Raw genomic sequence first — 15,589 nt, forward strand, 5'->3', positions numbered from 1 at the left:
ACCGGATCTCCTGATGGTCGTCTTCTACACCACGACCATGGACGTGACCCGCCACTCCCGCGCGCCTCGGTGCGGACCCCGCCGCCCGGGCACCGCTGTCGGCGGTAAGGACCGGATGCTGCCACCGGTTCAGCCGCCGACCGCCGCCGGGCGTACGCCGGCCGCGCCGGCACGGTCACCTGTCCCCGCTGCTCAGAGGTGTGCGGTAGGGGTAGCCCTCGGGCAAAAGGAGAGGCCAGCTTCAGTGCGTACGGACGGTCGCGCGGCACAGACTTTGTCGACCGACTTCTGCCGGGTGGCAGTCGCGCTCTTCTGGGAGGGACCATGTCGAACTCGGAGAGGCTCCGCGTCAGTCGACGCGCGGTGCTCGGTGGCGCCGCCGCTCTGCTGGGTGGTGGGCTGGCGCCACCACCGGCCGCCTGGGCCGGCGGCCCGGGACCCCGCCGCGACGGTTCGACACGTCGGCCGGTGGACCGGAAGTCGGTGGACGCCGTGGCGTCCCGACTGGACCGCGATCTCGTCGAGCTGCGCCGTGACATCCACCGGCACCCCGAAACGGCGGGTACGGAGCGGCGGACCGCTGCCGTGGTGGCACGGCGGCTTCGCGCGGCCGGCCTCGACGTCAGGACCGGTGTCGGCGGGCACGGCGTCGTGGCCGTCCTCACCGGTGCCCGTCCCGGCCGGACGGTCGCCTACCGGGCGGACATGGACGCGGTACCGCCGGGCGATCAGTTCGGCGGCGGCCCGCTGCCGGCCCACCTGTGTGGACACGACGTGCACACCACGGTGGGTGTGGGCGTCGCGGAGGTTCTGGCACTGCTACGCGACCGACTCACCGGCTCGGTGGTGTTCGTCTTCCAACCCGCCGAGGAGGCGCTCGCCGGTGCCGCCGCGATGCTCGACGACGACGTGTTCGCCGGGGTCCGGCCGGCGGAGATCCATGCCCTGCACTGCGGTCCCTTCCCGGTCGGCCAGTTCGTCGTCACTCCCGGGTGCGGACTCCCCGGTCAGGATCGCGGCGTCGTGACGTTGACGGGTCCGGACGCGACGGCCCGGGCGCAGCGGCTCGCTGCCGAGATCAACGTCCTCGGCACGGTCACTCCGCCCGCCACGCCTGCGGACATCGAACGGCTCGTGGCGGACATCCTCACCCCGAACGGGCCGTTGGCCGAATTCGTCTTCATCCGGGCGGAGGCGCCCGACGCCGAGGGCCCGGCCGAGGTCCGGATCTCCTACCGCTGCTGGCCCGAGCACCGGTACCCCGAGATCCGTGCACAGGTCCGCCGGCTCGCGAGGTCGTACGGCGGGGCGGTGAGTTTCCCGAACGACCCGTTCCCGGCCATGCTCTGTCCGGAGCAGGAGGGCCTGGCACTGCGGAGCTACCTGCGCCAGAGCGTCGGCCACGCCCGGGTGCGGACACTGCAAGCCCCGGTTCCGTTCAACGGTGAGGACTTCGCGTTGTTTCTCGACCGGCTTCCCGGCACCTACACCTTCCTCGGCGTCCAGGCGCCCGGTGCCGGCGTCGAGACCAGCGCTCCGCACTTCGGCACCTTCGACCCGGACGAACGGGCCATCGGGTACGGCGTCCGCGCGATGGCCGGTTGGCTGGCCGGGCGCACCCGCACCTAGTACCGCGACGGCGTCGTCATGTCGTCCGTAGTGACAGAGGCGGGCCCGGTACTGGTGTCGTCGGCGCGCCATCGGAACCAGGCCCACCCCTGTTGGTGGACGGTGGTGTCGCACGGCCAGTGCGGTAGGTAGCCTTCGGAGACCGCGGCGAACCGGCAGCGGAAGGGCGGCCACACCCCCGTCGGTAGGATCGTCCGGGTGGATCTGGACGACATCGCCGCCCGGCTCGGGGTACCCGTCGAGGACGTCGACCGCGTGCACCGGCTCGCCGGCGACCGGCCATCGGCTCCGCTGCCCGCCAAGGCCGACGCGCCCGCGATCCTCGACCGGCTCGCGGTGCGACCGGACGACGCCGCCGAGATCCTGGCGGGCTGGCCCGATCCCCACTCTCCGCTGTGGACCACGGAGCTGCGCTGGCTGCTCGACCGCTCGATCGCCCTGGTCCGCGCCGATCTCGGCGGCCACGGCTGGCTGTCGCCCGGTCCGGAGCTGCCGCGCGACCGGGGCCCCGCCTGGCGACATCTCTACGTGTACGCGTACCTGGCCCTGGTCGACGTCGTCACCGGGTACCACCGCGACCACGGCATCGCCGATGCCGTGTCGTGGGCGACCCTCGCCGACCTGGGCCGCAACCTCGCGGTCGACCGGCGGATGCACCGCGAGGGCTGGCCGGTCATGCAGAGCTGGCTGACCCTGCACGCGCGCGGCGGCATCTACGAGCTGGGCCGGCTGCAGCACCAGCGCGGCGGCACCGCCATCGACCTGCACATCCCCGAGTCGGGGCCGATGACCCCGGAGGCGGTCACGGCGTCGCTCGACGAGGCTCGCGCGTTCTTCCCGCGCCACTTCCCCGACGAGCGCTACACGGCGTTCTCCTGCGGCTCCTGGCTACTCGACCCGCAGCTACTGGAGTACCTGCCCGGGGACTCCAACATCGTCCGGTTCCAGCAGAGGTTCGAGCTGGAGGCCTACGAGGAGCCGGAAGGGCTGGACGCCGACGTCGAGGTGCTGCGGTTCGTGTTCCGTACCCTGACCACGCCGCTCGACGAGCTGCCGCGCCGCACCGTGCTCCAGCGCGCGATCGTCGACCACCTGAAGGCCGGCCGCCACTGGCAGATCCGCCGCGGCCACCTCCCGATCTAGCCACACCCCCGGTGCCGCAACGGCAGCGTCAGGGGTAGCCGTGTCGTCGGTGGTGGCAGCGGCGGGCCTGGTACTGCCGCCATCGGAACCAGGCACCGACCTGTTGCGGCGCCCGCAGCCGGGTTTCCACCAGCTGGGCCCGACGCCGCGCCGACGCCGACGGCGGTCGCGGTAACCCGGAGTGGATAGCCAGTTCCGACAGCTACGAGCGCCGGTACTGGGTCGGCGCGGGTGCGTCGGAGGCCCGGCCGAGCACCCGGGCAAGCCACTCGGTACGGGTCCAGCGCGCGGCGGCCGAGATCCCCGCCCTCGGGAACAGGGCGTCGAATCCGTGGAAGCCGCCCGCCCAGACGTGCAGTTCCGCCTGGCCACCGGCCGCCCAGATCCGGCTGGCGTACTCGACGTCCTCGTCGCGGAAGACCTCGGCCGTGCCGGCGTCGACGTAGCTGGTCGGCAGGCCCGAGAGGTCCTCGGCCACCGCCGGTGAGACGTAACCGGGCACGTCCCCGTCGGTGAGGTCGCCGAGTACCGACCGCCATCCGAACTGGTTCATCTCCCGGGTCCAGGGTCCGGGCACACCGGCGTACTGCTGGCTGGAGGTGCTGTCGTTGCGATGGTCGAGCATGGGGCAGATCAGCACCTGGGCGGCGATCGCCGGAGTACCTCGGTCGCGTGCCATCAGGGTGACCCCGGCGGCGAGGCCACCTCCGGCGCTGATGCCCGCGACCACGACACGGGCAGGGTCGATGCCCAGTTCGTCGGCGTGCTCGGCAACCCAGAGCAGGCCGTGGTAGCAGTCGTCGACCAGGGTCGTGCCGGTGGCCTCCGGCGCCAATCGGTGGTCCACCGAGACCACCACGGCGCCGAACCGGTCGAGCCAGTCCAGCGGGATGTCGATCTGCGAGAACCGGTCGCCCATGACCATTCCCCCGCCGTGGATCCAGTAGACGCAGGGTGCCGGTCCGGCACGGTCGGCGCCGGCGGGAGTCAAGATGGACAGCGGGATCTGCGCACCGTCCGGGCTCGGGACGGTGACCTCGCGCCGGTCGACCGCATGCCCTTCCAGGAGGCTCTCGACCGGCGGCGTCGGGAACTGGCGCAGTTGCGCGAGCACCTCGGGACTGAGCTCGGACATCAGCGGCATGTCGGCGAGCAACGCGCGCAGTTCGGGATCGGTGTCGGGTCGGGTACGCGTCATGGTGGGTTCCTTCCAGTGGATTTCGGTCAGATGACCGGGAAGCTGGTGGAATTCGGTCAGATGACCGGGAAGACAGTCGAGCAAGGAATGGTCCGCCGGCCCCGTGGCTAGTCGGCGGCTCAGAAGGCCGCCTTGCCGCCCACCGGCACCTCGTCGGTGTAGTCGGACCCGGCGGCGAGCAGCGGCTGGAGCTTCGCGACCAGCGCCTGCGCCTCCCCGGTCGCGAAGAACTCGCCGTGGGCCTCTTCGCTGGTCCAGCCCTCGGTGACGGAGACGACGTCCCGGTTGCCGGCCGAGCGGCTGACCAGGAAGACGACGCAGTCCTCGTGCGACAGCGAGGGCGCGGCGAGCAGAAGCGCCACCACTTCGTCGCCCTTCCCGGGCCGGGCGGTCATGGTGGCGTGGAAACCGTGTGTGACGCGCATGGGCGGCCAAACCTCTCATTCGCGGAGCCGTCGCACGCTCCTGGGATAGCGACCAACCCATGAAAACATCGCGAGCAGGAGAAATGTTAGAACGATGCTCTTCGAGGCTTGCCTGATCCTACTATCGCAGCGAGGATCGAATCGTGATTGAATCAGCTCGTGAGCCTTGACGAGCTAGCCGCGCTGATCGCCCGGCACGCCCGACCCGATCAAGGCACCCCGATCGAGGGTGTCCTGGTTTCGAAGGTCGAGCGGCCCTATCCGCCGTCACCGTCGATGTCCGGCACAGTGCTGGCACTCATCGTCCAGGGCGCGAAACGGATCGCGCTGGGTGACCGCGTCTACGAGTACCGCGACGGGCAGTACCTCATCGCCTCGGTCGACCTGCCGATCACCGGCCACTTCACCGAGGCCAGCCTCGAACGGCCCGCACTGGGCTTCGGCCTGACCCTGCACCCGGCCACCGTCGCCGAACTGCTGTTGCAGGCGGCCCCTGGAGACCTGCCGCCCGCCGGCGGCGGCACGCCGTCCGGCATGGCAGTCAGCTCCGCACCCGACGAACTCCTCGACGCGGTGATCCGGCTGCTACGCCTGCTCGACCGGCCACGCGACCTGACGGTGCTCGCCCCGCTGATCAAGCGGGAGATCCTGTGGCGGGTCATCACCGGCGAGCAGGGTGCGGTCGTCCGCCAGCTCGGCCTCGCCGACAGCAGCCTCAGCCACATCGCCCGGGCGGTCAGGTGGATCCGCGACCACTACACGCAGTCGTTCCGGGTCGACGACGTGGCGCAGCTCGCGGGGATGAGCCCGTCCGCCTTCTACCGCAACTTCCAGGCCGTCACCGCGATGAGCCCGATCCAGTTCCAGAAACAGATCCGGCTCCAGCAGGCCCGGCTCCTGCTCGCCACCCATCCCAACGACGTCACCGGGGTGGGCCACCGGGTCGGCTACGACAGCGCGTCACAGTTCAGCCGCGAGTACCGCCGCCAGTTCGGCACGGCCCCCAGCCAGGACGCGGCCCGGCTGCGCGACACCACGCTGAACACCACGCCCGCCGCCCTGGTCTGACAACTCCGCACCGACCACCGGGCGCCGCGAAGCGGTCCGTCGCCACCTGCCGAAAAATGGTGTGGCCCTCCGCCCGACGGCTCCCTACGTTGCAGCCATGCAGGGGCAGCCTTACGACCGCAGCAAAGATCTCGACCACACGAATCCACCCGGCGCCGCGGTACCCACGCACCCAGGGCTTCACCCGCGAGTCACGCAACGGACCGGGGAGTCTTCTCCTCCGGCCCCGGCCCGCTGATGGCCGGCGCAGGACTCTGGACACTGGCCTGGCAGTCCCGCGCCGCACTCTGGACACTCGAACACCGCGACCTGCTGACCCGGGCAGCCCTGCGATGACCGGCAATTCCCACCGATAGGCCCTCAGCTATCCAGGCATAGGTAGCGATCGAAATCATTGCCGCCGAGGCAGTTCCGGAACGGGCTGGTTTGCCCTATGGTGATGATCATGATGTCCTGCTGTTCGCCCCGGCTGAACGGGCCGGACAGCCCCGGCGCCGACCAATGACCACCGTCGACGCCACAGCCGGCACCGCCGACGCCACAGCCGGCACCGCCGACGCCACAGCCGGCACCGCCGACGCCACAGCCGGCACCGCCGACGCCACAGCCGGCACCGACGCGTTCGCCGGCACGCGGAGCCCGCTCGCCGAAACCGGTGATCCTCGGACTCGAGAAGGGTGGACCAACTCATGAACCAGGGGCTGAGCAGGCGCCGCGTCCTCGGCGAAGCGGTCGGACTGGCCGCGGGAGCCGCAGCCGTCGCGACGGGACTACCCTCCGGTGGCGCGTCCGCCGCTCCGGTGCAGGCCGGCTCCGAGCTGGCCCGCTGGCGCAGGCAGGCGACGCAGGTGACGATCACCCGCGACGACTGGGGCGTTCCACACGTACGGGGAAAGACCGACGCCGATGCGGTGTTCGGGATGATGTATGCCCAGGCCGAGGACGACTTCAACCGGATCGAACGCAACTATCTGGTCAGCCTCGGCCGTCTCGCCGAGGCCGAGGGCGACAGTGCGATCTGGCAGGACCTGCGGCAGCGGCTGTTCGTCGATCCCGAACTGCTGAAGCGGGAGTACGCGAAGACCCCGTCCTGGCTGCGCAAGCTGATGCGGGCCTGGGCGGACGGGCTCAACTACTACCTTGCGACGCACCCCGAAGTGCGTCCGCGCGTGCTCCGGCGGTTCGAGCCGTGGATGACGCTGAGCTTCTCCGAGGGCAGCATCGGCGGCGACATCGAGCGGGTGCCACTCACCCAGCTCGAAGCCTTCTACGCCGGACGCACGGTGCCGATGACCGACGAGGAGCGCGGGCTGCTGTTCCGCGAGCCGAGCGGCTCGAACGGCATGGCGATCGCGCCGGGCCACACCCGGGACGGCCACGCGCTGCTGCTGATCAACCCGCACACCAGCTTCTTCTTCCGCTCCGAGCAGCATGTGACGAGCGGCGAGGGGCTGAACGCCTACGGCGCGGCCACCTGGGGCCAGTTCTTCATCTACCAGGGCTTCAACGCGGACACGGGTTGGATGCACACCTCCAGCGGCGTCGACAACGTCGACGAGTTCGCCGAGACGATCGTGACCAGGGCGGACGGCAGCCGCTCCTACCGCTACGGCAACACGCTGCGGCGGGTGACGACCAAGACGATCACACTGTCCTACCGAACCCCGGACGGTGGGCAGGCGGAGCGCAGCTTCACCACCTTCGGCACGCACCACGGGCCGATCGTGCGCGAGGTCGACGGCAAGTGGATCGCGTTCGCGCTGATGAACCGGCCGGTCGAGGCGCTGCAGCAGAGCTTCCTGCGTACCAAGACGCGGGATTACACGGACTTCATCCGGGTGGCGGGCCTCAAGGCCAACAGCTCGAACAACACGCTGTTCGCAGACTCGAAGGGCGAGATCGCCTTCCTGATGCCGCAGTTCATGCCGATCCGCAACGACCGCTTCGACTATCGCAGGCCCGTCGACGGCAGCGATCCGGCGACGGACTGGCGCGGGTTGCACAGCCTCCGGAGCCTCCCACAGGCGGTGAATCCGAAGAACGGCTGGGCGTTCAACACGAACAACTGGCCCTGGACCGCGGCCGGCCCGGACAGCCCCGATGCCGCCGACTATCCGCGCTACTTCGACCAGGCCGGGGAGAACCCGCGCGGGCCGCAGGCGATCCGGGTACTGACCGCGCGGAGCAGGTTCACCCCGCAGACCCTGATCCAGGCCGCCTTCGATCGCCATCTCACCGCCTTCGCCCGACTGGTGCCGGGACTCGTGGCGGCCTGGGACAAGCTGCCCGACGACGACCAGCGCAAGGCAGGGCTCGTCGGCCCGATCGAACTGCTGCGTGGCTGGGACTATCACTGGGGTGCCGGATCGACCGCGACGTCCCTGGCGGTGTTCTGGGGCGAGGCGCTCTGGGCCCCCCTGGCACAGGCGGCGCGGGACGCGGGCATGTCGATGTGGGACTACCTGGCCGAGCGCGCCACCGACCCGCAACGGATCGAGGCGCTGGATGCGGCGGTGGCGCGGCTGACCCAGGACTTCGGCGACTGGCAGGTGCCCTGGGGCGAGATCAACCGCTTCCAGCGCAACGACGGTGCGATCGTCCAGACCTTCGACGATGCCAGGCCGAGCATCCCGGTACCCTTCACCTCCGCGCAGTGGGGTTCCCTCGCCTCGTTCGGCGCGCGGCGCTGGCCGGGGACGAAGCGCTACTACGGCACCAGCGGAAACAGCTTCGTGGCGGTCGTGGAGTTCGGGCCGAGGCTGCGCGCCTGGGCGGTGACGGCGGGCGGCGCCAGCGGGAATCCCGACTCACCGCACTTCAACGACCAGGCCGAACGCTACGCGAGCGGCGACCTCCGGCCCGTCTATTTCCATCCCGAGGACCTCAGGGGCCATGTCGAGCGGAGCTACCGGCCAGGCACCTGACCACTCGGGCCCGGCGTACTCGGTCACGCCGGTCCGCTCCACGCCGACCGGCTCGGACCGGGCCGGTGGATACCTCGTGGACGCCGCGTGCACCCGGTGGAACCGGCCGAACGATGGCGCTGACCCGGGCCAGCGCGACCGCCACCGCGCCTGCGCCGCCCCGCTGCTCGCCCGCCCGGAGGTCGGTCCGGCGTTCGCGGAGGTCGGTCCGGCGTTCGCGGAGGTGAAACCGCTGGTACGCGCCGGGGCGTAGACCACGGCCGCGGCGAAGAGGTTTCCGTGCCGGTGTCCCGGCAAACTTCCCCGCAATCCGGGCACGATCTTGCCTTATTGATAGACACCTCCCTATCCTCGCTGTGGAAAGCGCTTTCCATCCGCTTCGACGCTGGCGCCCTGTCCACCGGTACCAGCGACCTCGCGGCCGGCGCCGACCGCCACGAAGGTCCGGGCCGCGGCGGAACCGCGCCCAGATCCGCGTACCGAAGGGCACCCGTCCATCCCGGGCGGCGGGCGACGGGTCGACGGCCGGTACGGGCCGGTGACATGACCACGGCAGGTACCGGCAACACCAGCAGTTGCAAACGAAGGTGAGGCGGAGATGAGACGACGAACAGTCGCATTGCGACTCCAGGCGGCGCTGGCCACCGGGGCCGTCACGGTCGCGGTCGGTGTCGCACTGCCGATGCACCAGGCATCGGCGGCGTCCGGCAGCGCCACCGGCTACGCGACCCAGAACGGCGGGACCACCGGCGGCGCGGGCGGGCAGACGGTGCGGGCCAGCACGGGGACCGCGATCCATGCGGCCCTGTGCGGCCGGGCCAGTAGCAGTACCCCGATCGTCATCGAGGTCTCGGGGACCATCAACCACGGCAACACCAGCAAGGTGTCGGGCGACAGCTGCAACACCGCCGCCGACAAGATCGAGCTCAAGGAGATCAGCAACGTCACGATCATCGGGGTCGGTGGCGGGGCCGTCTTCGACCAGCTCGGCATCCACATCCGCGACTCCAGCAACATCATCATCCAGAACGTCACCGTGCGGAACGTCAAGAAGTCGGGCTCGCCCACGTCCAACGGCGGTGACGCCATCGGCATGGAGAGCACCGTCCGCAACGTGTGGGTCGATCACGTCACCCTGGAGGCGTCGGGTGGGGAGTCGGAGGGCTTCGACGGCCTCTTCGACATGAAGGACAACACCCAGTACGTCACGCTGTCCTACAGCATCCTGCGCAACTCAGGGCGTGGCGGCCTCGTCGGGTCCAGCGAGAGCGACCGCTCGAACGGCTTCATCACGTACCACCACAACCTGTACGAGAACATCGACTCCCGTACGCCGCTGCTCCGTGGCGGCACAGCGCACATCTACAACAACCACTACGTGAGCCTGCACGAGTCCGGCATCAACTCCCGGGCCGGGGCTCGCGCCAAGGTGGAGAACAACTACTTCAGGAACTCCAAGGACGTCCTGGGCACCTTCTACACCTCCGAGGCCGGCTACTGGCAGGTCAGCGGCAACATCTTCGACAACGTGACCTGGTCCAGCCCGGGCAGCGAGAACAACCCCGCCGGCCCCAACCCGCAGTCCAACACCACCGTCAGCATCCCGTACTCCTTCAGCCTGGACGGTGCCGACTGCGTGCCGGACGTCGTCCGCCAGACGGCGGGCGCCAACACGGGCCTGCGGGTGTCGGACGGCAGTTGCTCGCCGCAGGGACCGTCGCCGACGCCGACGAGGCCCACACCGACGCCGACGACGCCCACACCCACACCGACCGCCCCCACACCGACGCCGACCCAGCCCAGCGGGACCAACCTCAGCATCGGGGCCGGCTCCGACGGCTCCAGCAAGGCCGACGGGACGGGCTACGGCAACGTGCGGGACGGCAACATGAGTACCCACTGGTCACCGGCCGGTTCGACCGGCTCCATCTCGATCAAGTGGGGTTCCCCCACCACCGTGTCCAGGATCAACATCCGGGAGGCGTCCGGCTCCGCGGGCAACATCGGGTCCTGGCGAGTGGTCAACCACGACACCGGCGCCGTCCTGACCTCCGGCAGCGGAGCGGGCGTCATCACCTTCCCCGCGACCTCGCTTCGCAAGATCACCTTTGAGATCACCAGTTCGACCGGCACGCCGAGCGTCGCCGAGTTCGAGACCTACGCCGGGTAGCAGCGCCGTTCCGCCGTACTCCGGGTCCGGCACTGCCCGGACGCGCCGAACATCAGAACCCACCCGGCATGGATGTCAGGCGGGGCCGTCAGCCACGATGGCCCCGCCGCGGCCGATCCGGCCAGGGAACGGACCGACCCAGGTGGGTGGTGGCGTTGGCCGGATCACGCCCTGGCGGCCGCGTCGAGGCACCGTGGTCACGGCCCCACGTCCCGGCGACGACGGCACCGCGTGACGATGCGTGGTCATTCCTCTGTGCCCGGTGATTGACAGATCGATCATGGCGGCTCGAAGATTTACCCAGCCTGGGCAGTGGGCGACGATCGCCGCCGGTCGGGCGGTATTTGCATCCTGCGTGTCATCCAGCGGTTCGCCGTGTCCCGGCGGCCGATCCCGAGAGGGAGAACTGCGCAGAAAGGAATGCAACATCATGTCAGATCTTCCTGGCCCCGGGTGGCGGCGCCGCGTCTTCCTCGCGGCATCGGTCGCCCTCGCCGGCGTGCTACTGGTCACTCCGGCCTCGGCGGTCACGCCGGACCCAAGCTCGTCGGGTTCCGCTTCCGCCGGGGACATCGATCTCGGACGGCTCGCGGGCGAGGAGACGAGTGTCGTAGAGGTTCTGCTCGCCGACAGTAGCGAGTTGGACAAGCTGGTCGCTACCGGCGTCGATCTCGACCACCACGTGAGTCGCACCCCGAGCGGCATCGTGGTGCACGCCGTCGTCACCCCGAACGAGGTCGCCACGCTGCGGGCCCGCGGCTACCGGCTGGGCGACGTGCTCTTCACCCCCGACGACTCGGCGCAGCGGATCGCGGAGCGCGAGGCGACCATCGCCGCCCACGTCGCGGAGAACGAGGCGCTCACCGAGAACCGGGCGCGGGGCACCCAGGCGACCTCCGACGTCAAGATCATCCGAGCCGACTACTACACCTCCGGTACCGATCAGGTCCTCTCCGTCGAGGCGAAGTGGGCGCAGGGGCAGACCGCCACCGACGCCCTCACCGTCACCCGGGACAGCGGTCCCGGCACGCCGATGGGCTCCGGCGGCACCCAGACCATCTCGCGCTTCGTGGACGCCGGGGTGTACCTCTACCACCGTGGCGCGTCCACGGTGACGGCCCGCCCGAACTACGTCCAGATCACGAGCCCCGGTGGCGGGGTCGCGGTGGCCAAGGTGAACCACTGGCTGCCCACCCCGAGGGAGAACCCGGAGGGGCCCGGCTACCAGAAGGACTTCGTCGCCAGCTACCTGACCCCGACCGAACTCTACGACCGGATCCACCAGCTCGCCGCGCAGTACCCGAAGCTGGCCGAGATCGTCGAGTTGCCGTACAAGACGAACGGCTATCGGCGTAAGGCGCAGGCGGTACTCGGCAGCGCCAACGCGAGCCGGGTGGCGGTCGACTCCAGGGCCTGGGGGCACGAGGGCGGCAACGACGTCTCCGTCGAGTTCGCCGACCCCGGCGCCGCCGGCCAGCCGCTGTCGGTCGGCGTGACCGGCAGCGCGATCCGGGTCAGCCTGGCCACCGACGCCACCGGCGCGCTGACCAGCACCGCTGCCGAGGTCGTCGCGGCGCTGAACGGCACCGCCGGATCGCTCGTCGCCGCGTACACCTACCGGGGCGACGCCGGTGCCGGTACCGTCGCGCCGGCCGCGCCGACAGCGCTGACCGACGGCCTGAGCGCCCCGGCCAGCGTGTCGCGTGATCCGCATCCGGTGTACGCGATCCGGATCGGCAAGCACCGCAACAGCTCCAAGCTGGGTGTCCTCGCGTACGCCCAGGAACACGCGCGCGAATGGGTGCCGCCACTGGTCACGATCGAGACCGCCGAGCGGCTGCTGCGCAACTACGGCCACGACCGCCGGACCAGGGACCTCCTGGACAACCTCGACATCTGGATCGCTCCGTCGATCAACCCCGACGGCGGCCACTACTCGTTCTACGACTTCAACTCGCAGCGCAAGAACATGACGAACCACTGCCCGCAGACCGGGTCGGCGGACGCTCTCGGCCGCAACTCGTGGGGCGTGGACAACAACCGCAACTACACCGAGTACAGCCTCTTCGACGGTTACTCGGGGGCGTCGCCGAGCTGCACCAGCGGCACCTACGCCGGCCCGAGCGAGCTGTCGGAGCCGGAGAACAGGAACCTCGACTGGCTCGCCTCCCGGCCGAACATCAAGTTCTCGATGAACCTGCACTCCTCCGGCAACTACTTCATGTGGTCGCCGGGCGCGTACGCGACGCCGGGCCGGGTCTCGGCACCCCGGCCGACCCTCGGCGAGGAGTCGTTCTTCTGGGGCGCCTCGTCGCGGATCCTGACCTCGATCAAGCGGCACCGGAACATGGCGGTCACCCCGGCGCGTACCGGTCCGATCTCCGACGTGCTCTACTCGGCGGCGGGGAACTCCGGCGACATGCTCTGGTACAAGTACGGCATCTACGCCTGGAACTTCGAGGTCGGCACGTCGTTCCAGCCGGAGTGGGCCGAGGCGCACGACGAGACGATGGAGTTCGCCAACGGCCTCGTCGAGCTGATGCGGGTGGCGCGGGACTTCGACACCGACCGCAGGCGGCCGGAGAGCGACCTGTCGGTGACCCGCAGCGCCACGCCCGGCATGGTGGACGTCACGTTCGAGGTGAGCGAACCGGCGGCGGTCTTCTACACGCTGGACGGCCGCAAGCCGACGTACTCGTCCACGCTCTACGGCTCGGCCGGCATCCGCGAGGGCGGTGAGACCCTGACCGTCCCGTACGGGACCAGGATCAACTGGTTCTCGGTGGACGCGGCCGGCAACGTCGAGAACAACTACCGTCCGGACGGCCGGGGCAAGAACTACCGCAAGGGCGTCGCCATCCCACCCAGGCGGCGATGACCGCGCCGTTACCCCGACGCCCAGCGGCCGCGGCACCTCCGGGTGCCGCGGCCGCGCCGGGAGCCGGCTGCTCGGGGTACCCGGACATCCGGGCGACGGCCACCCCGCGCGCGGCACCCCGTCACCGCCTCAGGGGTTGCTGGCGGCGGTGAGCCGCGCCGCGAGGGCGGCGACCGCGGCCCGGAGTCCGGGGCCACCCTCGACGCGGAAGGCGAACGGCACCGTCGGCAACCACTCCTGGGCGTACATCGAGGGATTACCCGTGCTGCCCACGAGCACGCACCCGTCGCCCGACGGTTCGAGCCGGCCCATCGGGGGCCGGATCCACGGGGCCACCTCGGCCACCGGAGCGTCGAAGACGACCCGGGTGGGGAACTCCCACCCGCTTCCCAGGTTCTCCTCCAGCACCGCCACCGGGTCGAGGCCATCGGGCGGCTCGAACGTGTGCCCGGTCTCCCGGACGGCCCGGACCCGGTCGAGCCGGTAGGTGCGGACCGCGTCCGCGTGGTGCGCGTGGCACAGCAGGTACCAGCGGCCGTAGCGGACCACCACCGCCCACGGATCCACCTCGGCGTCCCATTCGTTGCCGGACTCGGTCCGGTAGGTGATCAGCACCCGGCGTCGGGCCGCGACCGCAGCGACGAGTGCGCTGGTGGTGGTGGGGTCCGGCCGGGACGAATACCGGTCGGGCGCGGCCGAGGCGTACCTGCGCAGCGCGGCCGCCTGCCGGCCGACGTTCTCCGGGAGTACCTGGATGACCTTGCCCAGGGCCGAACCGACGAGATCGTCGGCGGCGGTGTCGGCGGCGGTCGGCTGACCGTCGAGCACCGCCATGACCAGGCCGAGTGCCTCTGTCTCCGTGAAGACGACCGGAGGCAGCCTCGTCCCCCGCCGGAGCCGGTAACCGCCGTAGGGACCCCGGACCGATTCGACCGGGATACCGGCCTCGCGGAGGATCCCGACGTACCGCCGCGCGGCCCGCTCGGTGACGCCCAGCCGCCCGGCGAGTTCGCCGGCCGTCGTGCCGGGGCGGGCCTGGAGGATCTCGAGCGTACGCAGGGCCCGTGCGGTGGGGCTCAGTTCGGTCGGCACTCCAGCAGATTAGGTGCCGGAAGCTGAACCGGCAGTAGATCGTCCGGAACTGGGCCTAGCGTCATACCCACGACCAGGTTCCACGGGCAGAACCTCTCAGCGGAGGGCGGGAGAGCTTCCCGGCAATGAGGTCTACACAGCGTCCTGGGCGGAATGGGAGTACCGGCGCCATGCCGAACGGGACCTGACTCCGTCGAAGAAAGGACACTAATCATGGACATACTGCTCGTCGCCGGCCTCTGGCTCGACGGATCCGCCTGGGACGAGGTCGTGCCCGCGCTCGAGGCACTCGGCCACCGCCCCGTGCCGCTCACCCTGCCCGGCCAGGGTGACGGATCCGCCTCCGCCACCCTCGAAGACCAGCGGGCGGCGGTGCTCGCCGCCGTCGACTCGGCGTCCGGAAAGCCCGTGGTGGTGGGACACTCCGCCGCCTGCACCCTGGCCTGGCTGGCCGCCGACGCGCGGCCGGAGAAGGTGGGCAAGGTCGTCCTCATCGGCGGCTTCCCCACTCCCGACGGGAACTCCTACGCCGAGTTCTTCGAGCTGAAGGACGGCGTGATGCCATTTCCCGGCTGGGGGCCGTTCGAGGGGCCGGACGCCGCCGACCTCGACGAGGAGGCCCGGCGAGCCTTCGCGTCCGCCGCGATCCCCGTCCCCGAGGGGGTGGCCAAGGGCGTGGTACGACTGGCGGACGAGCGACGGTTCGACGTCCCGGTCGTACTCGTGTGCCCCGAGTTCACGCCGGCCCAGGCGCAGGAGTGGATCGCCGCCGGGGAGGTGCCCGAACTCGCCGGGGTCAAGCGCCTGGAGCTGGTCGACATCGCATCGGGCCACTGGCCGATGGTCAGCGAACCGACCGAGCTGGCCCGGCTGCTCGCCTCGGCTGCCGTCGAATCCTGACGGCATGCCCGTAACACGTGCCGGTCGCCGCCGCCGCGGCATCCCTGGGCGGGACGACCGCGCACATCCCTAGGTCACGGCCCTGGGCGGCCCCACCGGGTACGCCCGGTCTCGCCTGGTCACCGCCACAGTGCCCGGAGGCCCCCGTGCTGATGATCCGTC

At 70.6% G+C, this 15,589-nt stretch carries 12 protein-coding genes; 9 read left to right on the top strand and 3 right to left on the bottom strand.

Translation table 11 applies throughout. The features are described from left to right. Positions 1 to 324 precede the first annotated feature (324 nt). Both ACQEVC_RS41725 and ACQEVC_RS41730 read left to right on the top strand, forming a co-directional pair. Positions 325 to 1,629: a M20 metallopeptidase family protein gene (locus tag ACQEVC_RS41725; RefSeq protein WP_432889489.1), complete on the top strand. Its 1,305-nt coding sequence runs from the start codon at positions 325 to 327 to the stop codon at positions 1,627 to 1,629. A gap of 198 nt (positions 1,630 to 1,827) precedes the next feature. Further along, positions 1,828 to 2,772: an acyltransferase domain-containing protein gene (locus ACQEVC_RS41730; RefSeq protein WP_432889490.1), complete on the top strand. Its 945-nt coding sequence runs from the start codon at positions 1,828 to 1,830 to the stop codon at positions 2,770 to 2,772. Positions 2,773 to 2,974: 202 nt separating this feature from the next. Here ACQEVC_RS41730 and ACQEVC_RS41735 read toward each other — a convergent pair whose 3' ends face one another. After that, positions 2,975 to 3,970 carry an alpha/beta hydrolase gene (locus ACQEVC_RS41735; RefSeq protein ID WP_432889493.1) on the bottom strand — a complete coding sequence of 332 codons (996 nt, stop codon included), beginning with the start codon at positions 3,968 to 3,970 and terminating at the stop codon, positions 2,975 to 2,977. Between the two features lie 119 nt (positions 3,971 to 4,089). Then, the gene (locus ACQEVC_RS41740; protein WP_432889497.1) at positions 4,090 to 4,395 is read right to left on the bottom strand and encodes a putative quinol monooxygenase; all 306 of its coding nucleotides are present in this window, start codon (positions 4,393 to 4,395) and stop codon (positions 4,090 to 4,092) included. A 159-nt stretch (positions 4,396 to 4,554) separates the two neighbouring features. Here ACQEVC_RS41740 and ACQEVC_RS41745 point away from each other — a divergent pair, with 159 nt between their 5' ends. The 6 genes from ACQEVC_RS41745 to ACQEVC_RS41770 all read left to right on the top strand — a co-directional run bounded on the left by ACQEVC_RS41745 (position 4,555) and on the right by ACQEVC_RS41770 (position 13,435). Then, entirely contained in the window at positions 4,555 to 5,463 is a 909-nt protein-coding gene (locus ACQEVC_RS41745) for an AraC family transcriptional regulator (RefSeq protein WP_432889499.1), read from the top strand. Positions 5,464 to 5,964: 501 nt separating this feature from the next. Beyond that, on the top strand, positions 5,965 to 6,156 hold the full coding sequence (locus ACQEVC_RS41750) for a hypothetical protein (protein ID WP_432889501.1): 192 nt from the start codon (positions 5,965 to 5,967) through the stop codon (positions 6,154 to 6,156). Beyond that, positions 6,153 to 8,387, top strand: a complete 2,235-nt coding sequence (locus ACQEVC_RS41755) for a penicillin acylase family protein (RefSeq protein ID WP_432889503.1) — start codon at positions 6,153 to 6,155, stop codon at positions 8,385 to 8,387. The genes ACQEVC_RS41750 and ACQEVC_RS41755 overlap by 4 nt, the downstream gene beginning before the upstream one ends. Further along, on the top strand, positions 8,356 to 8,640 hold the full coding sequence (locus tag ACQEVC_RS41760) for a hypothetical protein (protein ID WP_432889505.1): 285 nt from the start codon (positions 8,356 to 8,358) through the stop codon (positions 8,638 to 8,640). Before ACQEVC_RS41755 ends, ACQEVC_RS41760 begins: the two co-directional genes overlap by 32 nt. A gap of 345 nt (positions 8,641 to 8,985) precedes the next feature. After that, on the top strand, positions 8,986 to 10,557 hold the full coding sequence (locus tag ACQEVC_RS41765) for a pectate lyase family protein (RefSeq protein ID WP_432889507.1): 1,572 nt from the start codon (positions 8,986 to 8,988) through the stop codon (positions 10,555 to 10,557). A gap of 430 nt (positions 10,558 to 10,987) precedes the next feature. Then, positions 10,988 to 13,435: a M14 family zinc carboxypeptidase gene (locus tag ACQEVC_RS41770; RefSeq protein WP_432889509.1), complete on the top strand. Its 2,448-nt coding sequence runs from the start codon at positions 10,988 to 10,990 to the stop codon at positions 13,433 to 13,435. Positions 13,436 to 13,564: 129 nt separating this feature from the next. On the opposite strand, the gene ACQEVC_RS41775 is transcribed toward ACQEVC_RS41770, so the two are convergent. Next, complete coding sequence (locus tag ACQEVC_RS41775; protein ID WP_432889511.1) at positions 13,565 to 14,527, bottom strand: helix-turn-helix transcriptional regulator; 963 nt, start codon at positions 14,525 to 14,527, stop codon at positions 13,565 to 13,567. A gap of 213 nt (positions 14,528 to 14,740) precedes the next feature. On the opposite strand from ACQEVC_RS41775, the gene ACQEVC_RS41780 reads away from it, so the two are divergent. Continuing rightward, on the top strand, positions 14,741 to 15,427 hold the full coding sequence (locus ACQEVC_RS41780; RefSeq protein ID WP_432889513.1) for an alpha/beta fold hydrolase: 687 nt from the start codon (positions 14,741 to 14,743) through the stop codon (positions 15,425 to 15,427). Positions 15,428 to 15,589: the final 162 nt, after the last annotated feature.

Source organism: Plantactinospora sp. CA-294935 (assembly GCF_050936445.1).
GTDB lineage: Bacteria > Actinomycetota > Actinomycetes > Mycobacteriales > Micromonosporaceae > Plantactinospora.

Bases quoted from the DNA above. Each gene is read 5' to 3' on its own strand.
- ACQEVC_RS41765 (WP_432889507.1), top strand. From the start codon at position 8,986: ATGAGACGACGAACAGTCGCATTGCGACTCCAGGCGGCGCTGGCCACC.
- ACQEVC_RS41770 (WP_432889509.1), top strand. From the start codon at position 10,988: ATGTCAGATCTTCCTGGCCCCGGGTGGCGGCGCCGCGTCTTCCTCGCG.
- ACQEVC_RS41735 (WP_432889493.1), bottom strand. From the start codon at position 3,970: ATGACGCGTACCCGACCCGACACCGATCCCGAACTGCGCGCGTTGCTC.
- ACQEVC_RS41755 (WP_432889503.1), top strand. From the start codon at position 6,153: ATGAACCAGGGGCTGAGCAGGCGCCGCGTCCTCGGCGAAGCGGTCGGA.
- ACQEVC_RS41740 (WP_432889497.1), bottom strand. From the start codon at position 4,395: ATGCGCGTCACACACGGTTTCCACGCCACCATGACCGCCCGGCCCGGG.
- ACQEVC_RS41725 (WP_432889489.1), top strand. From the start codon at position 325: ATGTCGAACTCGGAGAGGCTCCGCGTCAGTCGACGCGCGGTGCTCGGT.
- ACQEVC_RS41780 (WP_432889513.1), top strand. From the start codon at position 14,741: ATGGACATACTGCTCGTCGCCGGCCTCTGGCTCGACGGATCCGCCTGG.
- ACQEVC_RS41750 (WP_432889501.1), top strand. From the start codon at position 5,965: ATGACCACCGTCGACGCCACAGCCGGCACCGCCGACGCCACAGCCGGC.
- ACQEVC_RS41760 (WP_432889505.1), top strand. From the start codon at position 8,356: ATGTCGAGCGGAGCTACCGGCCAGGCACCTGACCACTCGGGCCCGGCG.